We start from the raw sequence: 19,944 nt of genomic DNA, 5'->3' as shown, positions 1-19,944 counted from the left end.
ATCCCGGCCCTGGCCGGGATTTTTTATGGGGAGCGTGACCGCAGAGATGATGAGGGTGCCGTGCTCAGGAGTGAGCAGACCGGGCAGTCGGGGCGCTTGGGTAGCTTCATCTCGCGAAAACCACCGGACAGGCCATCGATCATCAGCAGGCGGCCGCTCAGGCTCTGGCCCATGCCGGCGAGCAGCTTGATGGCTTCGAGGGCCTGCAGGCTGCCCACCAGGCCGACCATGGGGGCCAGCACCCCCGCTTCGACGCAGGTCAGCGACTGTTCGCCAAACAGGCCGCTGAGGCAGGCGTAGCAGGGCTCATCCGTTTGCCAGCTGAAGCTGATCACCTGCCCCTCCAGTCGGATGGCGGCGCCGGAGACCAGGGGCACCCGATGCTGGCGGGCCCGCTGGTTGAGCAGATTGCGGATGGTGACGTTGTCGGTGCAATCGAGCACCAGCTGGTGGCTCGGCAGCAGGGCATCGAGCAGTGCCTCGTCGGCCAGGGCTGCATGGGTCTCGACCTTGAGCCAAGGGTTGAGGGCGCGCAGGCTCAGCGCCGCCGAGGCGACCTTGTACTGACCGATGCGGGCGTCGTTGTGCAGCACCTGGCGTTGCAGGTTGGAGAGCTCCACCTTGTCAAAATCCACCAGGGTGAGCTGGCCCACCCCGGCCACCGCCAGATACTGGGCGGCGGCGCAGCCCAGACCCCCGGCGCCTATCACCAGCACCTTGGCCTGTTTGAGCGCCTCCTGTCCCTCGAAATCGAAGGCCTTCAGGACTATCTGGCGGTTATAGCGCAGCAGCTCGGCGTCGCTGAGGATCTCGCTCACGACAGCAGGCTCCCGAACGGCTCGACGGTGACGGTCTCCCCGGTGGCAACCTTGCCCCGTGCCTGCTCCAGCACTATGTAGCAGTTGGCCTTGGCCAGGGAGCTGAACACGCCGGAGTCCTGGGAGCCGGTGCTGCGCACTGTCAGGCCGTCTGGGCCCTGGCTCAGGATGCCGCGTTGGAAGTCCAGTCGTCCCGGTGATTTTTTCAGGGGCTCGCTGGCAATGGCTTCGATGCGCAGGGGTGGGGTCCAGCGCTGCCCGGCCAACCTGGCCAGTGCCGGTTGCACCAGCTGATCGAAGGTGACCATGGCGGAGACCGGATTGCCCGGCAGGCCGAAGAACCAGGTATGGGGCAGGCGGCCGAAGGCAAAGGGCTTGCCCGGCTTGATGGCGAGTTTCCAGAAACCGATCTCGCCGAGCTCTTCCAGCAGTTGCTTGGTGAAATCCGCCTCGCCGACCGAGACGCCGCCGGTGGTGATCAGGGCATCGGCTTCACTGTCTGCCTTGAGGAAGGCGGCGCGCAAGGCGGCAGGGTCATCGGGGATGATACCCAGATCCAGGCAATCTACCCCCATGCGTGCCAGCATGGCCCTGACCCCGTAGCGGTTGGAGTCATAGATGTCGCCATGGGCAAGGGGGGCGCCCACCGGCTTGAGTTCGTCACCGGTGCTGAAGATGGCGACCTTGAGCGGACGGCGCACCCTGAGGGTGGCGATGCCCAGCGATGCCAGCAGCGGCAACTCCCGTGGACTGAGCCGGGTGCCGGCCCCCAGTACGCTTGCGCCCTCGCGGATGTCTTCGCCGCGGCGGCGAACATTCTGGCCCACAACCGGCTGACTCAGGAAGAGGACCTTGTCCCCCTCGGCCGTGGTCTCTTCCTGCATCACCACCGCCTCGGTGCCCAAGGGGACAGGTGCCCCCGTCATGATGCGGATACAGTGGCCCGCGGGCCATTCACCCTGATAGGGTTGGCCGGCGAACGCCTTGCCAGCCACCTTGAGCGGGGTGCCGGCGGCGAGATCGGTCAAGCGCACGGCGTAGCCGTCCATGGCGGCGTTATCGAAGGGAGGCACAGACAGGGGAGAGAGAATGTCGTCGGCCAATATCCGACCTAGCGCCTGGGGCAGGGCAACGGACTCGGCGTCGCAGCTGCAATCGAGTCGTTCCAGCATGCTCGCCAGGGCATCGCTTAAGGGGAGTAGGGCTGCGGTATCAAATCCCATTGTCATGACCTCTTGGTAAGGGAAACTGGGTTATGGGGGGGATTATCCCAAAATCCCCCCCGAATGGGCAGGCGATTAGGGCAGTAAAACCCCTCGTATTAACATAAAGTCAGGGCATGGGCGTGCGGGTGACTTGAATTATGAGGCCAATCGCCGTTTACTATGCCGCCACAAACCCTGTGGGCCATAATATTCCCTCTGCGTGGGAGAGAGACAAGATGATGAGCTTAAGCCAGGAAGCCCTGCTGGTCAGAGCGGCCCTCGAGGCCGAAGGACTGGAGACCCCCTTGGTCTCCAATTCCCTGAACAACCAGCAAAAAAAGGAAAATATCGAGGGCCACATGCGTGCCATCATGGAGACGCTCGGCCTGGATCTGGCCGACGATAGCCTGGCCGAGACTCCCCATCGCATCGCCAAGATGTATGTGAACGAGATCTTCTCCGGCCTCGACTACGCCAGCTTCCCCAAGGTGACCGTCATCGAGAACAAGATGAAGGTGGACGAGATGATCATGGTCAAGGACATCAGCCTGACCAGCACCTGCGAGCATCACTTCGTCACCATCGACGGACTGGCCCACGTGGCCTATATCCCCCGTGGCAAGGTGATCGGCCTGTCGAAGATCAACCGTATCGTCCAGTTCTTCGCCCGCCGCCCTCAGGTACAAGAGCGGCTGACCCAGCAAATATTGCTGGCGTTGCAGACCCTGCTCGGTACCAAGGATGTGGCCATCAGCATCGCCGCTACCCACTACTGCGTGAAGGCCCGTGGCGTGATGGATTCGACCTCCTACACCACCACCACCTCCCTGGGCGGGGTCTTCAAGACCCAGCCCGATACCCGCGCCGAGTTTCTCGGTGGCCTGAAAGGCTAGTCACCCTGGGGCATGTCCCACCGACATGCCCCGACTTCTTCTTCTTCTTTTTTTTTTTTTTTTTTTCTCTCCCGTCTGCCCACCCCGGTTTATTTTTTGAAAAAATCCTAAAGGGATGCCCGCGTGCGCCGATACAGCTCACCGTGCCGCGAGATGGTCTGTTTGACACCCGTTTGGCCCCCTCGTCCGTGCCGATACGGATGAGATTTGAATGACTGCTATGGATGGCAGCTAGCGCGCTCGCGCCTTTTGGGGCCAGCGCCGACGAATGCCACTTGATGACCCATATGCAGGACATGCCATGAACACCATGACGATAGGCAAGAAACTCACCGCCGGCTTTGCCGTACTCGGCCTGATGATGGCCTTTATCGGCGGTTTTTCACTGTTTGAATTCAGCACCATGAACCGGGCCGCCACCGGGTTCACCGACAGCATACTGCCCGCCGTGGTGCGCACCAGCACCCTGGGGGAGACCATCAATGCGGTGCGCCGCTATGAGCTGGATGTCTTTCTGGTGGCGGACGATCCCCAGCAGCAGGCCCATTACCGCAATGAGAGCGAGAAGAGCCTGAGGGAGGCCGGGCAGCAGATAGCGGCCCACGATGCCACCATCTGGGCGGAGGATGTGGAGGAGCGCCGCACCTTCGACATCGTCAAGGCGGACTGGGAGAAATACCTCGGCCTGCACCAGCGTATCAGGCAGATGCAGGACGCCGGTCAGATGACCGAGGCCCAGCATCTCTTCATGGGGGAGGGGATCACCCTCTACACCAACCTGGCCAAGTCGGTTGGCGATCTGGTACGCATCAACCATGGCTATGCCGACGCCTCCCGCAAGGTAGTAGTGGGGGCGTATGACTCCGCCAAGCTGAGCGTCACCCTGGCCCTGCTGGTCGGTCTGGCGCTGGTGATCGCGCTCTCTGTGGCGCTGACCCGCCAGATCCGAGATCCCCTCATCATGCTGGCCCGCCAGACCCAGCGCATCGCGGGCGGCGATCTGGGCAAGGGCGAGTTGCAGAGCTGGATCCAGGAGCATCGCTTCAATCGGGATGAACTGGGTCAGCTAGGTGCCGGCATCCACAAGATGCAGGGGGCCCTGGCCGACCTGGTGAGCGAGATTGCCGGTTCGGTGAGCCAGCTGAGCAGCGCGGTGGAGGAGGTGAGCGCCATCGCCGAGCAGTCCGCCAAGGGCATGGCCAGCCAGCAGAGCGAGGTGTCCCAGGTGGCCACCGCCATGAACGAGATGCAGTCCACGGTCAATGAAGTGGCCCGCAACACCACGGATGCCATGGGCGCCGCCAAGGGGGCATCACGCACCTCGGCCGAGGGTCATCAGGTGGTGCGCAGCGCCATCAGCAGCATCGAAGAGGTGTCAGTGCAGATAGAGCAGGCGGGCGCCGTGGTGGCGCAGCTGGAGGCGGACAGCGCCAACATCAGCATGGTGCTGGACGTGATCCGCGACATCGCCGGTCAAACCAATCTGCTGGCGCTCAACGCGGCCATCGAGGCGGCCCGGGCCGGTGAACAGGGCCGTGGCTTTGCGGTGGTGGCCGATGAAGTGCGCTCCCTGGCCCAGCGTACCCAGGATTCCACCGCCGAGATAAGCAAGATGATCGAGCTGCTGCAGAGTCGCGCCGCCGAGGCGGGCAACGCCATGCAACTGAGCCGTCATCAGATGCAGTCGAGCGTCGGCCTGGCACGGGATGCGGGCAACAGCATCGACATCATCAATGGTGCCGTGACCGAGATAACCGACATGAATACCCTGATCGCCACCGCCACCGAGCAGCAAAATGCGGTGACCGAGGAGCTCAATCGCAACATAGTCAACATCCACAATGCCGCCGACGAGAACGCCCTGGGGGCGCAGCAGACCGCCCAGGCCTGTGTCGAGCTGAGCAAGCTGGCCAACAACCTGCACCATATGACCCAGCGCTTCACCCTCTGATTGCGGGCATCTGCTGGATAACCAGGCCCCGCCCATCGGCGGGGCCTGGTCGTTGCTGAGGGCTTGAAAGCGGCGCTTCCCCTTGGCCAGGCTGGTAGCCTGATCGGGCGTTGGACGCGCAGATACCCAGGGTTTCCCCGGCAAGGGGGTGCCACGGCGGTAGCGTTGTCAGCGGATTGTCGGAAATGTTCGAATTCGCTCACAAAACGGTGATTAATTTCAGCTATCCCAGTTCCTGTTACTGCCTCAACCCCTTATGATCCCTGAATTTTTGGCCCAGGAGGCGCCACGTTCGTTATGTTTCGTTCCATCAAATACCAGGTCATGTTTTTTGCGGGTTGCATCCTGCTGGCCACCGTCCTCAGCGTGGTGGGTTACGGTTATCTCTCCCTGGCCAGCTTGCAGGAGAAGATCCAGCAGGAGAGTCATGCCAGTGCCCGGCAGCAGGCCAGGCAGTGGCTACTGACCCTGGCGGATGGTCAGGCGAGCGAAGTGGCGCGCTCCTTCGAGCTGGCGCTCGATGCCGGTGAGACCCTGGCGGCGCTGCTGGCGGGCAATGTCCATCAGCCTGAGCCCCTGAACCGGGACGAGGTCACGGCCCTGCTCAGGGACATCGGCGATCGCAACCCGGACTTTCTCAGCATCTACAGCGGCTGGGAGGCCAACAGCTTCGATGGCGAGGATCTGGCTCATACCGGCAATGGCCAGCATAGCCAGGGATCGGGCAACTTCGCGCCCTACTGGAGCCGCGGCCCGGCCGGTTTCAGCTTGAAGCCCCTCGGTGACTTCTATAGCCAGACACCGAGCGAGACCGGGATCCGCGCCTCCGAATGGTATCTGTGCCCGCAGCAGAGCAAGGCGACCTGCGCGGTCGATCCCTCGGTCTATCAGGTCAATGGTCAACCGACGCTGCTCACCTCCTTCGTGGTCCCCGTGCTCGATGGCGATCAATACCTCGGCATGGTGGGGGTCGATTACTCGCTCAACTATCTGCAGCAGATCGCCCTCAACATCAGCCAGCGGGTATTCGATGGTCAGGGGAGGGTGCGCATCATCAGTCCCATGGGCATCCTTGCCGCGGACTCTGGCGACGAGAGCGGCATCGGTCGCCGCCTGCAAGATCCCCTGTTACTGGCCCAGCAGCAACGAGGCCAGGCAGGCAGCGAGGAGAGTGATGATCAGTTGAGCGTCTTCGCGCCCATCCGTCTCAACAAGGTCAAACAGGCCTGGGGGATTGCCATCGAGGTGCCCAATAGCGCGCTTTATGCCGAGTATGAGCTGACGGCGCAGGCGCGGGCCCAGGCGTTTGGCAAAGGGATCTGGACCCAGCTGATGGTAGGCATGCTGGTGGCGGGGGTGGGATTAGTTTGCCTCGCCTTCGCGGCGGGCTCCATCTCGCGGCCGGTGCAGGAGACGGCGCGCATGGTGGCGCGTCTCTCCAGCGCCGGGGGCGACTTGACCCAGCGTCTGAGCCAGAACCGACCCGATGAGACGGGGGCCCTGGCCAAGGGGATCAACCAGTTTGTCGCCACGGTGCAAGGCATAGTGACCGATACCGCCGCCAGCGTGAGGGAGCTGCAACAGGCGACCGCGGGCTCGGCTCGCCAGGCTCAACAGGGGCTGAGTAACAGTCATCATCAGCTGGAGCAGGTGGAATTGGTGGCTGCCGCCATCCACGAGATGTCCTCCACGGCGGATTCGGTCGCCAGCAGCGCCCAGATCACGGCTCAGGCGGTGGATGAGACCCGTCAGGCCGTGCACAAGGGTCAGCAGGTGGTGAGTGCCTCGGCCAACGGCATTCGTCAGCTGAGCGGGCAGGTGGAGGAGGTGTCAGAGAAGATCACCGCCTTGCAGCAACAGGGGGTACAGATCGGCACTATTTTGGATGTGATCCGCAACATCTCCGAGCAGACCAACTTGCTGGCGCTCAATGCGGCCATCGAGGCGGCCCGGGCCGGTGAACAAGGCCGTGGCTTTGCGGTGGTGGCCGACGAGGTGCGCAGTCTGGCATCCAGGACGCAAGCCTCGACCCAGGAGATCCAGCAGATGATCAACAGCCTGCGGGAGACCACCAGTGCGGCCGTTGGCACCATGGCCGAGGGGCGTAATCTGAGCACGCTGGCCTTGCAAGATGCCGAACAGGCGGTGCAGGAGCTGGCGACCATAGTGGTGGCGGCGGACCGGATCCAGGACATGGCGGCCCAGATAGCCAGCGCCGCCGAGCAGCAGTCCAAGGTGAGCGAGGAGATAAGCCTCAATGTCAGCAGCATTCATGAGGTGGCGACGGCCGGGGCCCAGGTGGCCAGGGAGCAGGACGCCCAGAGTCGGCAGATGCACGGCCTGACCGAGGCGGTGATGACCAAGCTGGGGCGCTTCCACTACTGATGGATGGCCCTGACGCCAGTGAAAGACCCCGCCCATAGGCGGGGTCTTTCATGTGGGGAGGAATCCGCTTGATCGGATGATGTCACCCTTTGCAACGCTGTCGATGTGTCGATGTGTCGATGTGTCGATAGTGGGGCCGGGGCTTGCGTCATCAACTCAATCCCACAATGTCACCCCTCTCATCGATATCGATGTGTCGATAGGCTGGCAAGGTGCCGAGCCCCGGCATCGTCATGACCGGGCCAGCCAGGGCATAGACGAAACCGGCGCCCGCGCACAGGGTCAGCGAGCGGATGGGCAGTTCGAAGTCGGTGGGCACCCCCTTGAGGGCCGGGTCATGGCTGAGGGAGAGCGGCGTCTTGGCGATGCAGACCGGCAGATGATCCCAGCCTGCCGCCGACAGGGCCGCGAGCTGGGCCTTGGCCTGTTCGGACAGCAGGATGCCGCGTCCGCCATAGCCGCACTCGACCAGGGTGGCGAGCTTGGCGGCCAGCGGCAGGCTGTCAGGATAGAGGCGCTGGGACTCGCTCGTGGGTAACCTGGTCTGATGGCAGGCGTTCACCACGGCCCTGGCAAGCTCGGTGGCCCCGGCGCCGCCCTGGGTGAAAGCCTGGGAGAGGGCAGCCTCTGCCCCCGCGGCTCTGGCGGCGGCGAGCACCATCTCGAGTTCAGCCTCGCTGTCGCTGGGGAAGCGGTTGAGGGCCACCACCACGGGCACCCCGTAGCGGCGAGCATTGTGGATGTGCCAGACCAGGTTGGCGCAACCCAGTTGCAAGGTGGGCAGATCCTCTTGCTGCAAGCTGGCGGGCAGCGGCTGGCCCGGGACGAGATTGACCTCACCACTGTTGGCCTTGAGGCCACGGACGGTGGCGACCAGCACCACGGCATCGGCGGCAAGTCCGGATTGACGGCACTTGATGTTGAAGAACTTCTCCAACCCCATGTCGGAGCCAAAACCGGCCTCGGTCACCACATAGTCGGCCAGATGCAGGGCGAGGCGGTCGGCTATCACTGACGAGTTGCCGTGGGCGATATTGGCAAAGGGACCGGCATGGACCAGTACCGGGGTCTGCTCAGTGGTCTGCATCAGGGTGGGCTTGAGCGCCTCCTTGAGCAGCACCGTCATGGCCCCGGCCACCTCGAGTTGCTCGGCGGTGATGGGCTGGCCCTGGTCATTGAGGGCGAGCTGGATGCGGCCGATGCGGGCGCGCAGATCCCGCAAATCCCGAGCCAGGGCCAGGATGGCCATCAGCTCGGAGGCGGCGGTAATGACGAAGCTGTCGGAGCGGGGCACCCCATCCTGCTCGCCGCCGAGGCCGACCTCTATGTGACGCAGGGCCCTGTCATTGATATCCAGGGTGCGGGGCCACAGGATCCTGGCCGGATCAATCTCGAGCCGTGCCAGACCCGTCGTGGCAGTGAACTGGTCGCCGAGTCTGCGCTCATGGAACAGGCGGGCATCCAGGGCGGCGGCGGCCAGGTTATGGGCGGCGCTGATGGCATGAAAGTCGCCGGTCAGGTGCAGGTTCATCGCTTCCATCGGCACCACCTGTGCAAAACCACCCCCGGCGGCGCCCCCCTTGACCCCGAATACCGGGCCCAGGCTCGGCTGGCGCAGGGTGGCGATGCAAGATTCGCCCAGTTTGTTGAGTCCCATGGCGAGCCCGACCGTGGTCACCGTCTTGCCCTCGCCAAGGGGGGTCGGGGTGATGGCGCTGACCAGCACCAGCTTGCCGGCACGCGGCTCGCCCTGACTCAGCAAGGCCGGGTCCAGCTTGGCCATGTGGTGGCCCTGCGGCGAGAGATGGGCGGGATCGATGCCGAGGCGTTCGGCGAGGAGGGTCACAGGCAGGCGGGGGGACTGGCGGGAGATCTCGATATCGCTTAGCATCAGCACCTCGTTGGCATAGGAGTTCGACTATGTCAGGGAGTCTAGAGGAACCAAGAGGTCAGGCCAATGAGTAATAATATTTTATCCCGGGATCGCGTGCCCATGCAGGAGCCGGTCGCCTTCGATCTCAATGGCCTCTATCACCCGCCCAAGCGGCCCCTGACCGCCCTTGGCATCATCAGTGCCGTCATGCCGATGTTCGGATTCGGCTGGCAGGCGATGACGGGGGATCCCGAGCAGCACTTTCGTGATGAGGTCGCGCGGCGCATCAACCGCAATCGCCGTGACGAGGCGAACCTCATTTTGCTGCTGCAAATCGCGGCACTCCATGATTGCCGCGCCCTGACGGTGGCCTTGCCCTATGTGCTCAAGGCCGAGCAGCTGGCCCAGATCCGCACCCGACTGCCGCGCTGGCAGATCGACTGCGACGGGGAGCAATTGCAGGCCAGGTTGGCGGATGAAGTTGTCTGAGCGCAGACAAAGACCGTCGCCACTCCCCCCTGTGCCGCGGGACTCAGGGCGTGACATTATCCCAGTAATGGGGGGCCAGATAGCGCTCCTGCACGAACTCGATGAAACAACGCACCTTGGCCGACACGAAGCGCCGGTGCGGATAGAGGGCATACAATCCCACCTCTCCCTTGTCCCATTCGGGCAGCAGTGACACCAGTTTCCCCTCGCGCAGCGCCTCACCGACGATGAAGGTCGGCTGCAATATGATGCCCTGATCATCACAGGCGGCCCGGGTCAGGGCCACCCCATTGTTGGCTCTGAGCGGCCCCTGGGGACGCACGCTCTGGCGCTCCTCCCCCCGATGCATCACCCAGTCCGGCTGGGTCAGGGTATAGATGAGGCAGTCATGCTCCTTGAGATCCTCCGGGTGCCGGGGCGTGCCGTGTCTGGCCAGGTAGCCGGGGCTTGCACACACCTCGAGACGCATGTTTGCCAGGGGCCGGGCGACCAGGGAGGAGTCAGGCAGAGTGCCAATGCGCAGGGCCAGATCGAAGCCTTCCTCGACCAGCGCCACCCGCCTGTCGCTGTACTCTATCTCCAGCTTGAGCTCGGGGAAGCGTTCACGAAATCGCGGCAGGGCGGGGGCCAGATGCAGGTAACCAAAATCCATGGGCACCGACAGCTTGAGGGTGCCTTGGGGTTGCTGGTTGTTGTGGGTCAGCTGGCTGTGGGTCTCTTCCAGCTCGGCAAGCAGCGCCTGGGATCGCTGGTAGTAGAACTGGCCCGCCTCGGTCGGATTGACCTGTCTGGTGGTGCGCGACAGCAGCCGGGTGGCGAGGGACTCCTCGAGCTGCTGCATCAACTTGGAGGTCATGGCGACCGAGATGCCGAGCTGGGCGGCGGCCTTGGTAAAACTCTGGCACTCCACCACCTTGATGAAGGTGCGCATGGCGGCTATCTGGTCCATTGTTAACTCTCGGTAAATAATTATTTTAATAAATCGCTGATTATCACTCTCTCACGGTGAGTTAGTATCTGGCAAATGCTAATGAATCCACCCATGAAGGAACGAGACATGAAGATGACCAAGATGTTGCTGGCCTCCAGCCTGCTGATGGCGACGCCACTGATGGCCGCCGAGTATGACGTGGATGCGGCGCACACTACGGTGCAATTTGAGGTGGGACACCTCGGTTTCTCCGAGCTGGTTGGCCGTTTCAATACCTTCAGCGGCACTTTTGCCATGGACGATGCCAACCCGGCTGCCGCCAAGGCGAGCTTCGAGGTGGATGCCGCCAGCGTGGACTCCAACCACGAGGCCCGTGACAAGCACCTGCGCAGCCCGGACTTCCTGGATGTCAAACAGTACCCCAAGCTGAGCTTCGTCAGCTCCGCCTATGAAGGCACCAAGGATAAAGGCGTGCTCAAGGGCACCCTGACCCTGCACGGCGTCAGCAAGGAAGTGGCCTTCGATCTGGTCAAGATCGGTGAAGGCAAGGATCCCTGGGGCGGTTATCGCAGCGGTTTCAACGCAGCGACCACCATCAAGCGCAGCGATTTCGGGGTGAACTACATGCTGCCGAACATCCCTGACGAGATGAAGATCAAACTGTTCGTCGAAGGCGTGCGTCGCTAATGGGCGCTGCACTCCTGCTGCAGACACTGGCGGCTCCTCTGGGAGCCGCTTTGTTATCCTGGCGCTGGCCCAGACTCGACTACCTGTGGGGCGCCCTGGCGCTCTGGCTGGTAGGCACTCTGGTGGGCGGCACCTATCTCTTGCCCGTCAAGGCCTGGCAGTGGTTGCCGCTGACCCTGGCGGCGGTGGCCCTCGTCAGCCAACTGTCCAACCGCTGGCTCGGTCTGGGCCTGTTCGCCCTGCAGGGCGCCCTCATCTGGTGGCTGGGCTTTGCCAGCCTGATCCAGGGCACCCCCGAGCTCTGGCTGGCAGTGCTGGCCGCCGTACTCTGGCTTGGCTGGACTCATCGCCATGGGGATAGTCGTGAAGGGCTGGGATTTACCCTGGCTTTCATCTGGCTGGCCCTGGTCATCGGTATTGATGGCAGTCTGCTCATCGCCCAGCTCGCCGGTGCCCTGGCCGCCTTTGCCGGACTGCGGGCCCTGCTGACCATGCTGACCGGTTTCAAGGGGGCAGTGGCTCCGTTGGGGCTGGCACTGGCCTTCATGCAGATGCTGGCCTGGCAGTATGTGGAAGTGCCCCTGCTGGCCCTGTTGCCAGTCTGGTTGTTGCCGCTGTTCGAGTGGTTGCTGAGAACGCGTTCCCTGCCGGTGCGCTGGGCCGTGCTCATCGTATCGGCCGCCATGGGCACCGGGCTCAGCCTGTGGTTCGTCTGGCCACAGGCATCCCTCTACTGAGTTCTGGCGATTAAGAATGGCAGTTAATGTTTGTAAAACAGACAATTAACAACCTTATTGCCATCTGGCGCATAGTTTTGTCCGATAAAGATTGAGCCTCAATCGCGTTTGGGCTAAAAAGGCTGCATATCTAATTTGGACACTTTCAGAAACCCGGCAAGGCCGGGTTTCTGTTTGCCTGCAGTTTGCGGCGTGCTAAGGAGGCCACAGTTGCGCAGTCAAGGATCTGAGCATCTGTTTTTTCGCCATTTTACCAGGCAGGGCCCCATCGAGGGACTCTGCATCGTGCTGGTAACTCATTTGCTGCCCGATCGACCCCACTTCATCCAGGCATTGGCCCAGATTGGCCGTATTGGCGCCATCTTGCCCAAACCCAAATCCGTTCATGAAGCCACCCTGGGATGGGCCCGCCAGCACTTTCCCGTGCGGGATCTCAACCGCCAGTGGAGCAACTGTCCCCAAGAGGTGATCACTCAGCTCGCCCCCCTGGTGGCGGCTCATGAGCGATTGATCATCCTGGATATCGGTGGCTATTTCGCCCGCACCCAGGCGCAGATCGCTGCGTTTTTCGGCCCCCGTTTTCTGGGGGTGGTGGAGATGACGGAGAATGGTCATCAGCGCTATGAGCTGGAGCCGCTGTCGGCCCCCGTGCTCTCGGTGGCGCGCAGCCCCCTCAAGCAGGCCGAGGATATCCAGATTGGCCTGAGCGTGGTCTATTCCGCCGAATCCCTGGCTCGCACCCTCAATCGCACCTTCAATGTCTGCCAGGCCGCCCTGTTTGGTTATGGCAAGGTGGGGCGTAGCATAGCCCGGGAGCTGCGCTGCCGTAATCTGCATCTGGAGGTGGTGGAGACCGATGAACTGCGCCAGGTGGAGGCGCTCTCCCACGGTTTTCGGCTGGTAGACAAGCAGCAAGCCCTGTCCCGGGCCGAGCTGGTGGTCTGCTCCACCGGTAATGGCTCCCTCGATCTGGCCGATCTCGAGGCGCTGCGCCCCGGCGCCATGCTGGCCTCGGTCACCTCGGCCGATGACGAGTTCGCGTTCTGCCTGGCACAACTGCCCTGGCCGAGCGAGGAGGTGTGCCCCCACGTGCTGGCGCTGACCCGTCCCGATGGCAGCGTCATCTTTTTGCTCAATCGCGGTGAGGCGGTCAACTTCGTCCATGGCGCCGTGATCGGAGGCTATGTCTACCTGGTGTTGGCGGAGATCATGGAGGGGGTGCGGCTGTTGGCGGAGTTTCCCATGGTGGCAGGGTTGCGGGATCTGCCGCCGGATCTGATGCGCAATATTGCTCGCCACTGGCTGGCCGATTTTCATGGGGTCAGCCAATAGGCCTCTTTTTAAGCGCGGACAACGGCCAGACCTGATCCATGGCCGCGACGGGCTAACCGATTTTCAGGGAGTGACCCAATGACAGAGTTATCGTCGTCTTTGCCCAAACCACGGATTGAGATCCGCTACTGCACCCTGTGCCGCTGGATGCTGCGGGCCGCCTGGCTGGCCCAGGAGCTGCTCTCCACCTTCGACAGCGACTTGGGGGAGGTGGCCCTGGTGCCCGCCAGCAAGGGGGAGTTTCGTATCCTGGTCGATGGGGTTCTGGTGTGGGACAGAGTGGCGGATGAGGGCTTCCCCGAGGCCAAGGAGATCAAGCAGCGGGTGCGGGACCTCATTGCCCCTGAGCGCGACCTCGGTCACTCGGATCGCAAACCCGCCAGCGAATGAGGATAGCGGGCACATACGAAGAGGGAGGCCATGGCCTCCCTCTTCGCAGGCGGCACTGGTGATCAGGGGCTGGTTGTGGTGGTGGCGGGCATGGCACGCAAGTGTTCAATGGAGGGGGTTTCAAGGGATTGGTTGTCGATATAGCGTGTCCGTTTGTGGGGTTTGATGCGGCTGACATCGACCCAGACCAGGCCATCGATGCAGTGGTTGAAGTCCGAGTCTATGCCGAAATCCATAAACTGCACGCCCCCCGGCTCGCACAGCTCTGAGTACTGCTTGTAGAGGGTGGGGATGGCGCAGCCCAGGTTGCCGAGCCGGGATTTGAGCGCTATCAGGGCATCGCCATAATCCAGACCCGCGAAGTGGGTGTCCGTGGCGGGATAGGGGTGACGAGAAGGGGCCGGGGATCCTTGTCCGGCAGGCCCTTGGGGGGCGAAGTGCTGACGATAGAAACTCACCAGCAGATCCCGCGCCTGGGGTGGCAGGCTGCCGGACAGAGAGACGGGGCCAAACAGGTAGCGGTAATCCGGGTAGCGGGCCAGGTAGGCGCCGATGCCGAACCAGAGATAATCCAGCCCGCGTTTGCCCCAATAGGCGGGCTGAATGAAGCTGCGCCCCAGTTCAATGGCCTGATCCAGTTGAGGCAGCAACGCCGGTTCGAAGCCAAACAGAGTGTGGCTGTAGAGGCCGCTCAGCCCCTTGCTGACCAGGATCTCGCGCACCGGGGCGAAGCGATAGGCACCTATGATGTCGAGCCGGGTCGGATCCCAGAGAATGAGGTGATGGTACTCATCATCAAAACTGTCCAGATCCCGGCGTCGCCCCGACCCTTCCCCCACGGCCCGAAAGGCAATCTCCCGCAATCGGCCCAGCTCGCGCAGTATCTCGGAGTGGCTCTGCTCATGACGGCGATAGAGGTAGATCCGCTGACCATCCGGGGTCTGGCCGAGAGGCTCGCAAGCCTCGATCGCCTGTTTGAGCCGGGCCCTGTCGCCCGGCAGTGCGATGGGGGATTCGGTCGGGAGGCGGCCCTTTTTGCCTTGGCCGATGCGATAGAGATGTTCGCGCACCAGCTTGGCCCCAGGCTTGGCTGGCAGCGCCTCCAAGGCATGGGGCGGGATGCGCTGCCCTATGGTAATGGTCATGCGCCCCCCTTGTTGGCGAAACAGCTGGGCGGCCAGCAGCAGGCCTGCCCAGGACTTGTTGAGCCAGGAGCCGAGGTAGAAGCCAAGGCCATTGCGTGCCCCCAGGTGGATTGGCACCAGCGGGGTCTGGGTACGCTTGGCCAATTTCAGAAATCCCCCCTGCCAGGGGCCATCCTTGATGCCCCTGAGACCGAGGCGTGACACCTCGCCGGCCGGGAATATGATGATGGCGCCGCCCTTGGCCAGATGCTCCCCCATGGCGACGATGGCCCTGCGTTCCGTCTTGCCTCCCAGGTTGTCCACCGGCAGCAGCAGGGATTGCAGGGGGGTGAGACCGGCCAGCAGCCGATTGGCAACAATCTTCACATCGGGACGAATGCGACCGAGCAGGCGCAACAGCGCCAGACCATCGAGGGATCCGATGGGGTGATTGGCCACCAGTATGACCCGCCCCTCGGCCGGGATATTCTCGAGCTGGGCATCGCTGACGTGATAGTCGAAATCGAGCTGGCAGAGCGCCTGTTCGACGAAATCCAGCCCCTTGAGATGGGGATACTGGGCGGCGAAGTGCTGGAAGTCGCGCTCGCGCAATAACCATCTGAGGAGGCGGCGGGCCGGGCCCGGCAGATTGAGATGGGGGTAGTGCTGGCTGAGAATGGCATCGACGCTGAACATGGGGCGGCTCCGGCTGTGGCTCTTCCCCCAGCATGGCGCCGTTCTGTTCCCGCCCCGTGGCAGCCCCGTGACAGTTTGATGGCAAGGGGCGGTGGGAGAGCCTGGCGGCTGGGTAGACTCCGGCACCAGGCCACCTCGGCGGCGTCACTCCTGGTACTGGGCGCTCAGGTGCACCAGGGCGACCAGGGTCTGCACCGCTTTCTCCATGGATTGCAGCGGGATGAACTCATGCTTGCCGTGGAAGTTGTGGCCACCGGTGAAAATATTGGGGCAGGGCAAGCCCATGAAGGAGAGGCGGGCGCCGTCGGTGCCACCGCGAATGGGCTTTATCCTGGGGGTGACGCCCACGGCCACCATGGCCGCCTCGGCCAGCGCGATGATGTGCATGTGCGGGGCTATCTGCCGCTTCATGTTGCGATAGCTGTCCCGGATAGCGAGTTCGATGCGCGCCCCCGCCGCATCGGCTTGCAGGGCGGCGACCCGCTCGGCGAGCAGGGCCTTGCGAGCGGCAAAGCCCTCATCATCAAAGTCGCGAATGAGATAGTGCAATTCGCTCTGCTCCACCGAGCCCTGCATCTGCGCCAGGTGGAAGAAGCCCTGATAGCCGTCGGTGGCCTCCGGCGTCTGCTCGGCGGGCATGGCGGCGTGAAAGCGCGCGGCCAGGGTCTGGCTGTTGATCATGCTGCCCTTGGCGGTGCCGGGGTGCACGTTGTTGCCTGTGATGCGCACGGTGGCGCTGGCGGCGTTGAAGTTTTCATACTCCAGCTCGCCCAGTTCACCGCCATCGACGGTATAGGCCCAACGAGCCGGGAAACGGTCAAGGGGGAACCGATCGGCACCGCGGCCTATCTCTTCATCCGGGGTGAATCCGAGCCAGAGATCGCCCCTGGGCAACGTGGGCTCGGCCTGCAACCGGGCCACCGCCGTGATGATCTCGGCGATGCCGGCCTTGTCATCGGCCCCCAGCAGGGTAGTGCCATCCGTGGTGATGAGATCCTGGCCCAGATAGTGCCTGAGGCAGGGGTGCTCGCGAATGCTCAACACCTCGTCCCCCTTGCCGAGACAGATATCGCCCCCCTGGTACTGTTCGATGAGCTGGGGGTTGACCCGCTCGGCCTCGTAATCGGCGGTGTCCAGGTGGGCGATAAGGCCGATGGCGGGGGCACTGGGTTGGTTGCCGGGCAGGCAGGCGGTGAGATAGCCATTGTCATCCAGGATCACCTGGCTCAGGCCCATGGCGTGCAGCTCACCCTGAAGGGCCTGGGCGAATTGCCGCTGGCCCGGGCTGCTCGGGCAGAGGGGATTGTTGGGGTTGGATCGGGTATGAAAGCTCAGATAGTGCAGAAAGCGGGAAAGCAGCTGGTCCATCGGACGGCCTCGACAGGGGATGAGCCACCATTGTCTGCCGGCCCTTTGCGCCTCGCCTTGCGTCAGCGCAGTTTTTTGGCGACTAACCCCGTCACGGGCCCTTGACCATCGAGAATGGGGTCAGGGGTTGTCGTGCGACACTGCCTGCGTTCGGGGCGGCAAAAAGGGGGGAGAAGTGCCCGGGGTGGCGGGTTGAAAAAGCCCCAGGCCACGGGGGGAGGGCAACAGAGGCCAACCCCAGAGCTGGCTTGGCTGGCAGCGAGATTGGGCTCACTCCAAAAAAGCGAAAATTTAACAAGGTTTTTTATTGTCAGCCCGGCGCAGAAGTGTGTAAACTCCGCGCCGATCCAAGGGGTAACCCCGGGCAGGCGAGGCCGCCCATCCCCCTTGCGTTCGACCGCCTATAGGGCGAGGCATGCAGACACGACAGACACTGCAGGGATTGGATTTCTGTTATATCGGTTAGGTGCCGGTATCAGGGAGAACAGCAGGCATTTTGACCATTCAGGCGACCGAGTGGGCCCTTGGGCTCATCATCATCCCCTTGTCATGGGCGGTCGTGGATGGAAATGCATGCTGCGGTATCTTGTCGTCATCTGCTCGCGTTTGCGATGACGCCTCGTCCCTCTCTTCCTTGAAATCCTGCTCCCAAGGTGTTGTGACTGCCAGGCCATGATGAGCCGCGGCGTGGCTGATGCTGCGCGCCATCAAAGTACCGCGGAGCTGACACCCAGCGCCGCATACCGTTGAGCTTGATGTAAAGCCACAAGCCCCACATCAAGACTCGTTACTTCCCAAAATCCACCAGGCAGCCTTGGCTCGCCGCGATGGGTAAATAGATAGTCTGGATGTGACAGACGTCAACAGTCGTGATCAAGATGGCGGCCAACCGCCCTTGCAAGACGCGTTACGTTATTCGCCCCAGCAGGCAGCTTGGCTTGCCACTATTTGCAATCGATGGTCTGGATGTGATTGAGGGTAACGAAGGCGGCTTCACGCCGCTCATTTGCGAGGCATAGCCCATGACTAACTGGTCCAGCAAGGACTCTTTGAAGGTGTACAACGTTCCCTACTGGGGTGCGGGTTTCTTCAATATCAACGACGCCGGTCATGTGACCGTTTCGCCCGACAAGACTCGCCCCGAGGCACAGATCGTATTGTCTGATGCCATCGAGCAGCTGCGTCAATCTGGCTTGACCACTCCTGTGCTGCTGCGTTTCCCCGACATTCTCAAGAGCCGGGTCGATGCCCTGTTCAACGCCTTCGGTCAGGCCATCGAGAAGTCAGGCTATGAGGGCGACTACCTCTGTGTTTACCCGATCAAGGTCAACCAGCAGCGCCGCGTCATCGAAACCATCAGCCAGTCTTATAGCGACAAACCGCGTCTGGGTCTGGAAGCGGGCTCCAAGCCCGAACTGCTGGCCGTCTTGTCCCATCATCACGATCGCGGCTCCGTCATCGTCTGCAACGGTTACAAAGACCGTGAATACGTGCGTCACGCCCTGCTCGGCAACCTGATGGGCCACAAGGTCTACATCGTGGTCGAGAAGCCCTCCGAGCTGGAGCTGGTGCTCGATGAAGCCAAGCGCCTCAACATCAAGCCGAACATAGGTGTGCGTGCCCGTCTGGCCTCCACCGGTTCCGGCATGTGGGAATCGAGCGGCGGCGCCATGTCCAAGTTCGGTCTCTCCGCCTCCCAGATCCTGGCGCTGGTCGAGCGTCTGCGCGGCCTGGGCCAGCTTGACTGCCTGCAATTGCTGCACTTCCACCTGGGCTCACAGATTGCCAATATCCGTGACATCCAGGGTGGCATCCGCGAGTGCGGTCGCTTCTACGCCGAGCTGCGTCGTCTGGGCGCCGATATCGACGTGGTCGATGTGGGCGGTGGTCTGGGTGTGGACTATGAGGGCACCCGCTCCCAGAGCCACTGCTCCGCCAACTACAGCCTGTCCGAATACGCCAACAACGTGGTGTGGGGCATCGGCGACGTCTGCCGCGAGTTCGATCTGCCGCACCCGACCATCATCAGTGAATCTGGCCGGGCACTGACCGCCCACCATGCGGTGCTGGTTACCAACATCATCGGCGCCGAAGGGGCCGAGATGAGCGAGGTGCATGCGCCTGATGCGGATGCGCCTACCTTGTTGCAGAACATGTGGAAAGGCTGGCTTGAGCTCAACCACGAGGAAGATCCCTCCCTGCTGGAGCTGTTCCATGACTCCCTGGCCGACCTGACCGACGTCAACGCCCAGTACACCATGGGTCTGCTCAACCTGGAGCAACGGGCCTGGGCCGAGACGCTGCACCAGAACACCTGCTTGAAGCTCAAAGAGAAGCTCAACCCGGTGAACCGCAGCCACCGCGCCCTGGCCGATGACTTGAACGAGAAGCTGGCCGACAAATGTTTCGCCAACTTCTCCCTGTTCCAGTCTCTGCCCGATGCCTGGGGCATAGGTCAGGTGTTCCCTGTCATGCCCCTGGCTGGCCTGGATCGCCCGCTGACCCGTCGCGGTATCCTGATGGATATCACCTGCGACTCCGACGGTCAGGTCGAGCACTATGTGGATGGCCTGGGGGTGGAGAGCACCCTGCCGATGCCGGAATATGGCGAACACGAAGAGTGCCACGTCGGCTTCTTCCTGGTCGGCGCCTATCAGGAGATCCTGGGGGATCTGCACAACCTGTTCGGCGACACCCACTGCGCGGAAGTGTGGCTGGATGACGAAGGCAAGATGGACATCCGTAACGTGGTGCGCGGCGATACCGTCGAGCAGCTGCTGCGTTATGTCAACATCGATCCTTCCGTGATCCGCGAGAGCTATCAGCGCATCGTCTCCCATCCGGCCCTGGACGATGAGACCCGCAAGGCCCTGCTCGAAGAGCTGGATCTGGGTCTGCAAGGCTATGCCTATCTGGAAGACGAATAAGCCAGCGGCTTGTTCATCCCGTCACGGTAGAAAGACGGGGATCAAAAACGGCGCCTCTTGGCGCCGTTTTTTATGGCCTGAACACTTGGCTCATGGCAAAGCAAGCAGCAGGTCAGTGGTTGCGAGTCTGGACAAGGG

General features: G+C 62.6%; 15 protein-coding genes. 9 read left to right on the top strand and 6 right to left on the bottom strand.

Going from position 1 to position 19,944, the window contains the following annotated elements; translation table 11 throughout:
• Positions 1-23: 23 nt before the first annotated feature.
• Positions 24-818, bottom strand: coding sequence for a molybdopterin-synthase adenylyltransferase MoeB (moeB, locus tag KYK33_RS12985; protein WP_224430791.1), 795 nt, complete (start codon positions 816-818; stop codon positions 24-26).
• Positions 815-2,041, bottom strand: coding sequence for a molybdopterin molybdotransferase MoeA (gene moeA, locus KYK33_RS12980; RefSeq protein WP_318010426.1), 1,227 nt, complete (start codon positions 2,039-2,041; stop codon positions 815-817). The genes moeB and moeA overlap by 4 nt, the downstream gene beginning before the upstream one ends.
• 218 nt (positions 2,042-2,259) lie before the next feature.
• Between moeA and folE the strand changes: the two genes are divergently transcribed.
• The 3 genes from folE (at position 2,260) to KYK33_RS12965 (ending at position 7,252) form a co-directional block, all read left to right on the top strand.
• Positions 2,260-2,916 carry a GTP cyclohydrolase I FolE gene (gene folE, locus KYK33_RS12975; RefSeq protein ID WP_042043384.1) on the top strand — a complete coding sequence of 219 codons (657 nt, stop codon included), beginning with the start codon at positions 2,260-2,262 and terminating at the stop codon, positions 2,914-2,916.
• A gap of 301 nt (positions 2,917-3,217) precedes the next feature.
• On the top strand, positions 3,218-4,867 hold the full coding sequence (locus KYK33_RS12970) for a methyl-accepting chemotaxis protein (protein WP_224430789.1): 1,650 nt from the start codon (positions 3,218-3,220) through the stop codon (positions 4,865-4,867).
• Between the two features lie 297 nt (positions 4,868-5,164).
• Positions 5,165-7,252, top strand: coding sequence for a methyl-accepting chemotaxis protein (locus tag KYK33_RS12965; RefSeq protein WP_224430788.1), 2,088 nt, complete (start codon positions 5,165-5,167; stop codon positions 7,250-7,252).
• A gap of 151 nt (positions 7,253-7,403) precedes the next feature.
• On the opposite strand, the gene KYK33_RS12960 is transcribed toward KYK33_RS12965, so the two are convergent.
• Positions 7,404-9,143, bottom strand: a complete 1,740-nt coding sequence (locus KYK33_RS12960) for a formate--tetrahydrofolate ligase (RefSeq protein ID WP_224430787.1) — start codon at positions 9,141-9,143, stop codon at positions 7,404-7,406.
• A gap of 66 nt (positions 9,144-9,209) precedes the next feature.
• Between KYK33_RS12960 and KYK33_RS12955 the strand changes: the two genes are divergently transcribed.
• A complete protein-coding gene (locus KYK33_RS12955; RefSeq protein ID WP_224430786.1) occupies positions 9,210-9,614 on the top strand; it encodes a hypothetical protein in 405 nt (134 codons plus the stop codon).
• A gap of 43 nt (positions 9,615-9,657) precedes the next feature.
• On the opposite strand, the gene KYK33_RS12950 is transcribed toward KYK33_RS12955, so the two are convergent.
• Positions 9,658-10,563: a LysR family transcriptional regulator gene (locus tag KYK33_RS12950; RefSeq protein ID WP_042043391.1), complete on the bottom strand. Its 906-nt coding sequence runs from the start codon at positions 10,561-10,563 to the stop codon at positions 9,658-9,660.
• Between the two features lie 108 nt (positions 10,564-10,671).
• On the opposite strand from KYK33_RS12950, the gene KYK33_RS12945 reads away from it, so the two are divergent.
• The 4 genes from KYK33_RS12945 to KYK33_RS12930 all read left to right on the top strand — a co-directional run bounded on the left by KYK33_RS12945 (position 10,672) and on the right by KYK33_RS12930 (position 13,691).
• Positions 10,672-11,232: a YceI family protein gene (locus KYK33_RS12945; RefSeq protein WP_224430785.1), complete on the top strand. Its 561-nt coding sequence runs from the start codon at positions 10,672-10,674 to the stop codon at positions 11,230-11,232.
• Positions 11,232-11,969 carry a hypothetical protein gene (locus KYK33_RS12940; RefSeq protein ID WP_224430784.1) on the top strand — a complete coding sequence of 246 codons (738 nt, stop codon included), beginning with the start codon at positions 11,232-11,234 and terminating at the stop codon, positions 11,967-11,969. Before KYK33_RS12945 ends, KYK33_RS12940 begins: the two co-directional genes overlap by 1 nt.
• A 210-nt stretch (positions 11,970-12,179) precedes the next feature.
• Complete coding sequence (locus tag KYK33_RS12935; RefSeq protein WP_042043395.1) at positions 12,180-13,301, top strand: adenosylhomocysteinase; 1,122 nt, start codon at positions 12,180-12,182, stop codon at positions 13,299-13,301.
• Positions 13,302-13,379: 78 nt separating this feature from the next.
• Positions 13,380-13,691, top strand: a complete 312-nt coding sequence (locus KYK33_RS12930) for a SelT/SelW/SelH family protein (RefSeq protein ID WP_042043396.1) — start codon at positions 13,380-13,382, stop codon at positions 13,689-13,691.
• Positions 13,692-13,753: 62 nt separating this feature from the next.
• Here KYK33_RS12930 and KYK33_RS12925 read toward each other — a convergent pair whose 3' ends face one another.
• Positions 13,754-15,511, bottom strand: a complete 1,758-nt coding sequence (locus KYK33_RS12925) for a lysophospholipid acyltransferase family protein (protein ID WP_224430783.1) — start codon at positions 15,509-15,511, stop codon at positions 13,754-13,756.
• 144 nt (positions 15,512-15,655) lie between these two features.
• Positions 15,656-16,879 carry a peptidase T gene (gene pepT, locus KYK33_RS12920; protein ID WP_224430782.1) on the bottom strand — a complete coding sequence of 408 codons (1,224 nt, stop codon included), beginning with the start codon at positions 16,877-16,879 and terminating at the stop codon, positions 15,656-15,658.
• Positions 16,880-17,901: 1,022 nt separating this feature from the next.
• On the opposite strand from pepT, the gene speA reads away from it, so the two are divergent.
• A complete protein-coding gene (speA, locus tag KYK33_RS12915; RefSeq protein WP_042043399.1) occupies positions 17,902-19,806 on the top strand; it encodes a biosynthetic arginine decarboxylase in 1,905 nt (634 codons plus the stop codon).
• Positions 19,807-19,944: the final 138 nt, after the last annotated feature.

It is taken from the genome of Aeromonas rivuli (assembly GCF_020149575.1).
Lineage (GTDB): Bacteria > Pseudomonadota > Gammaproteobacteria > Enterobacterales > Aeromonadaceae > Aeromonas > Aeromonas rivuli.
The sequence above is the reverse complement of the archived record's forward strand: the minus strand, read 5'-3'. Positions and strand labels throughout refer to the sequence as shown.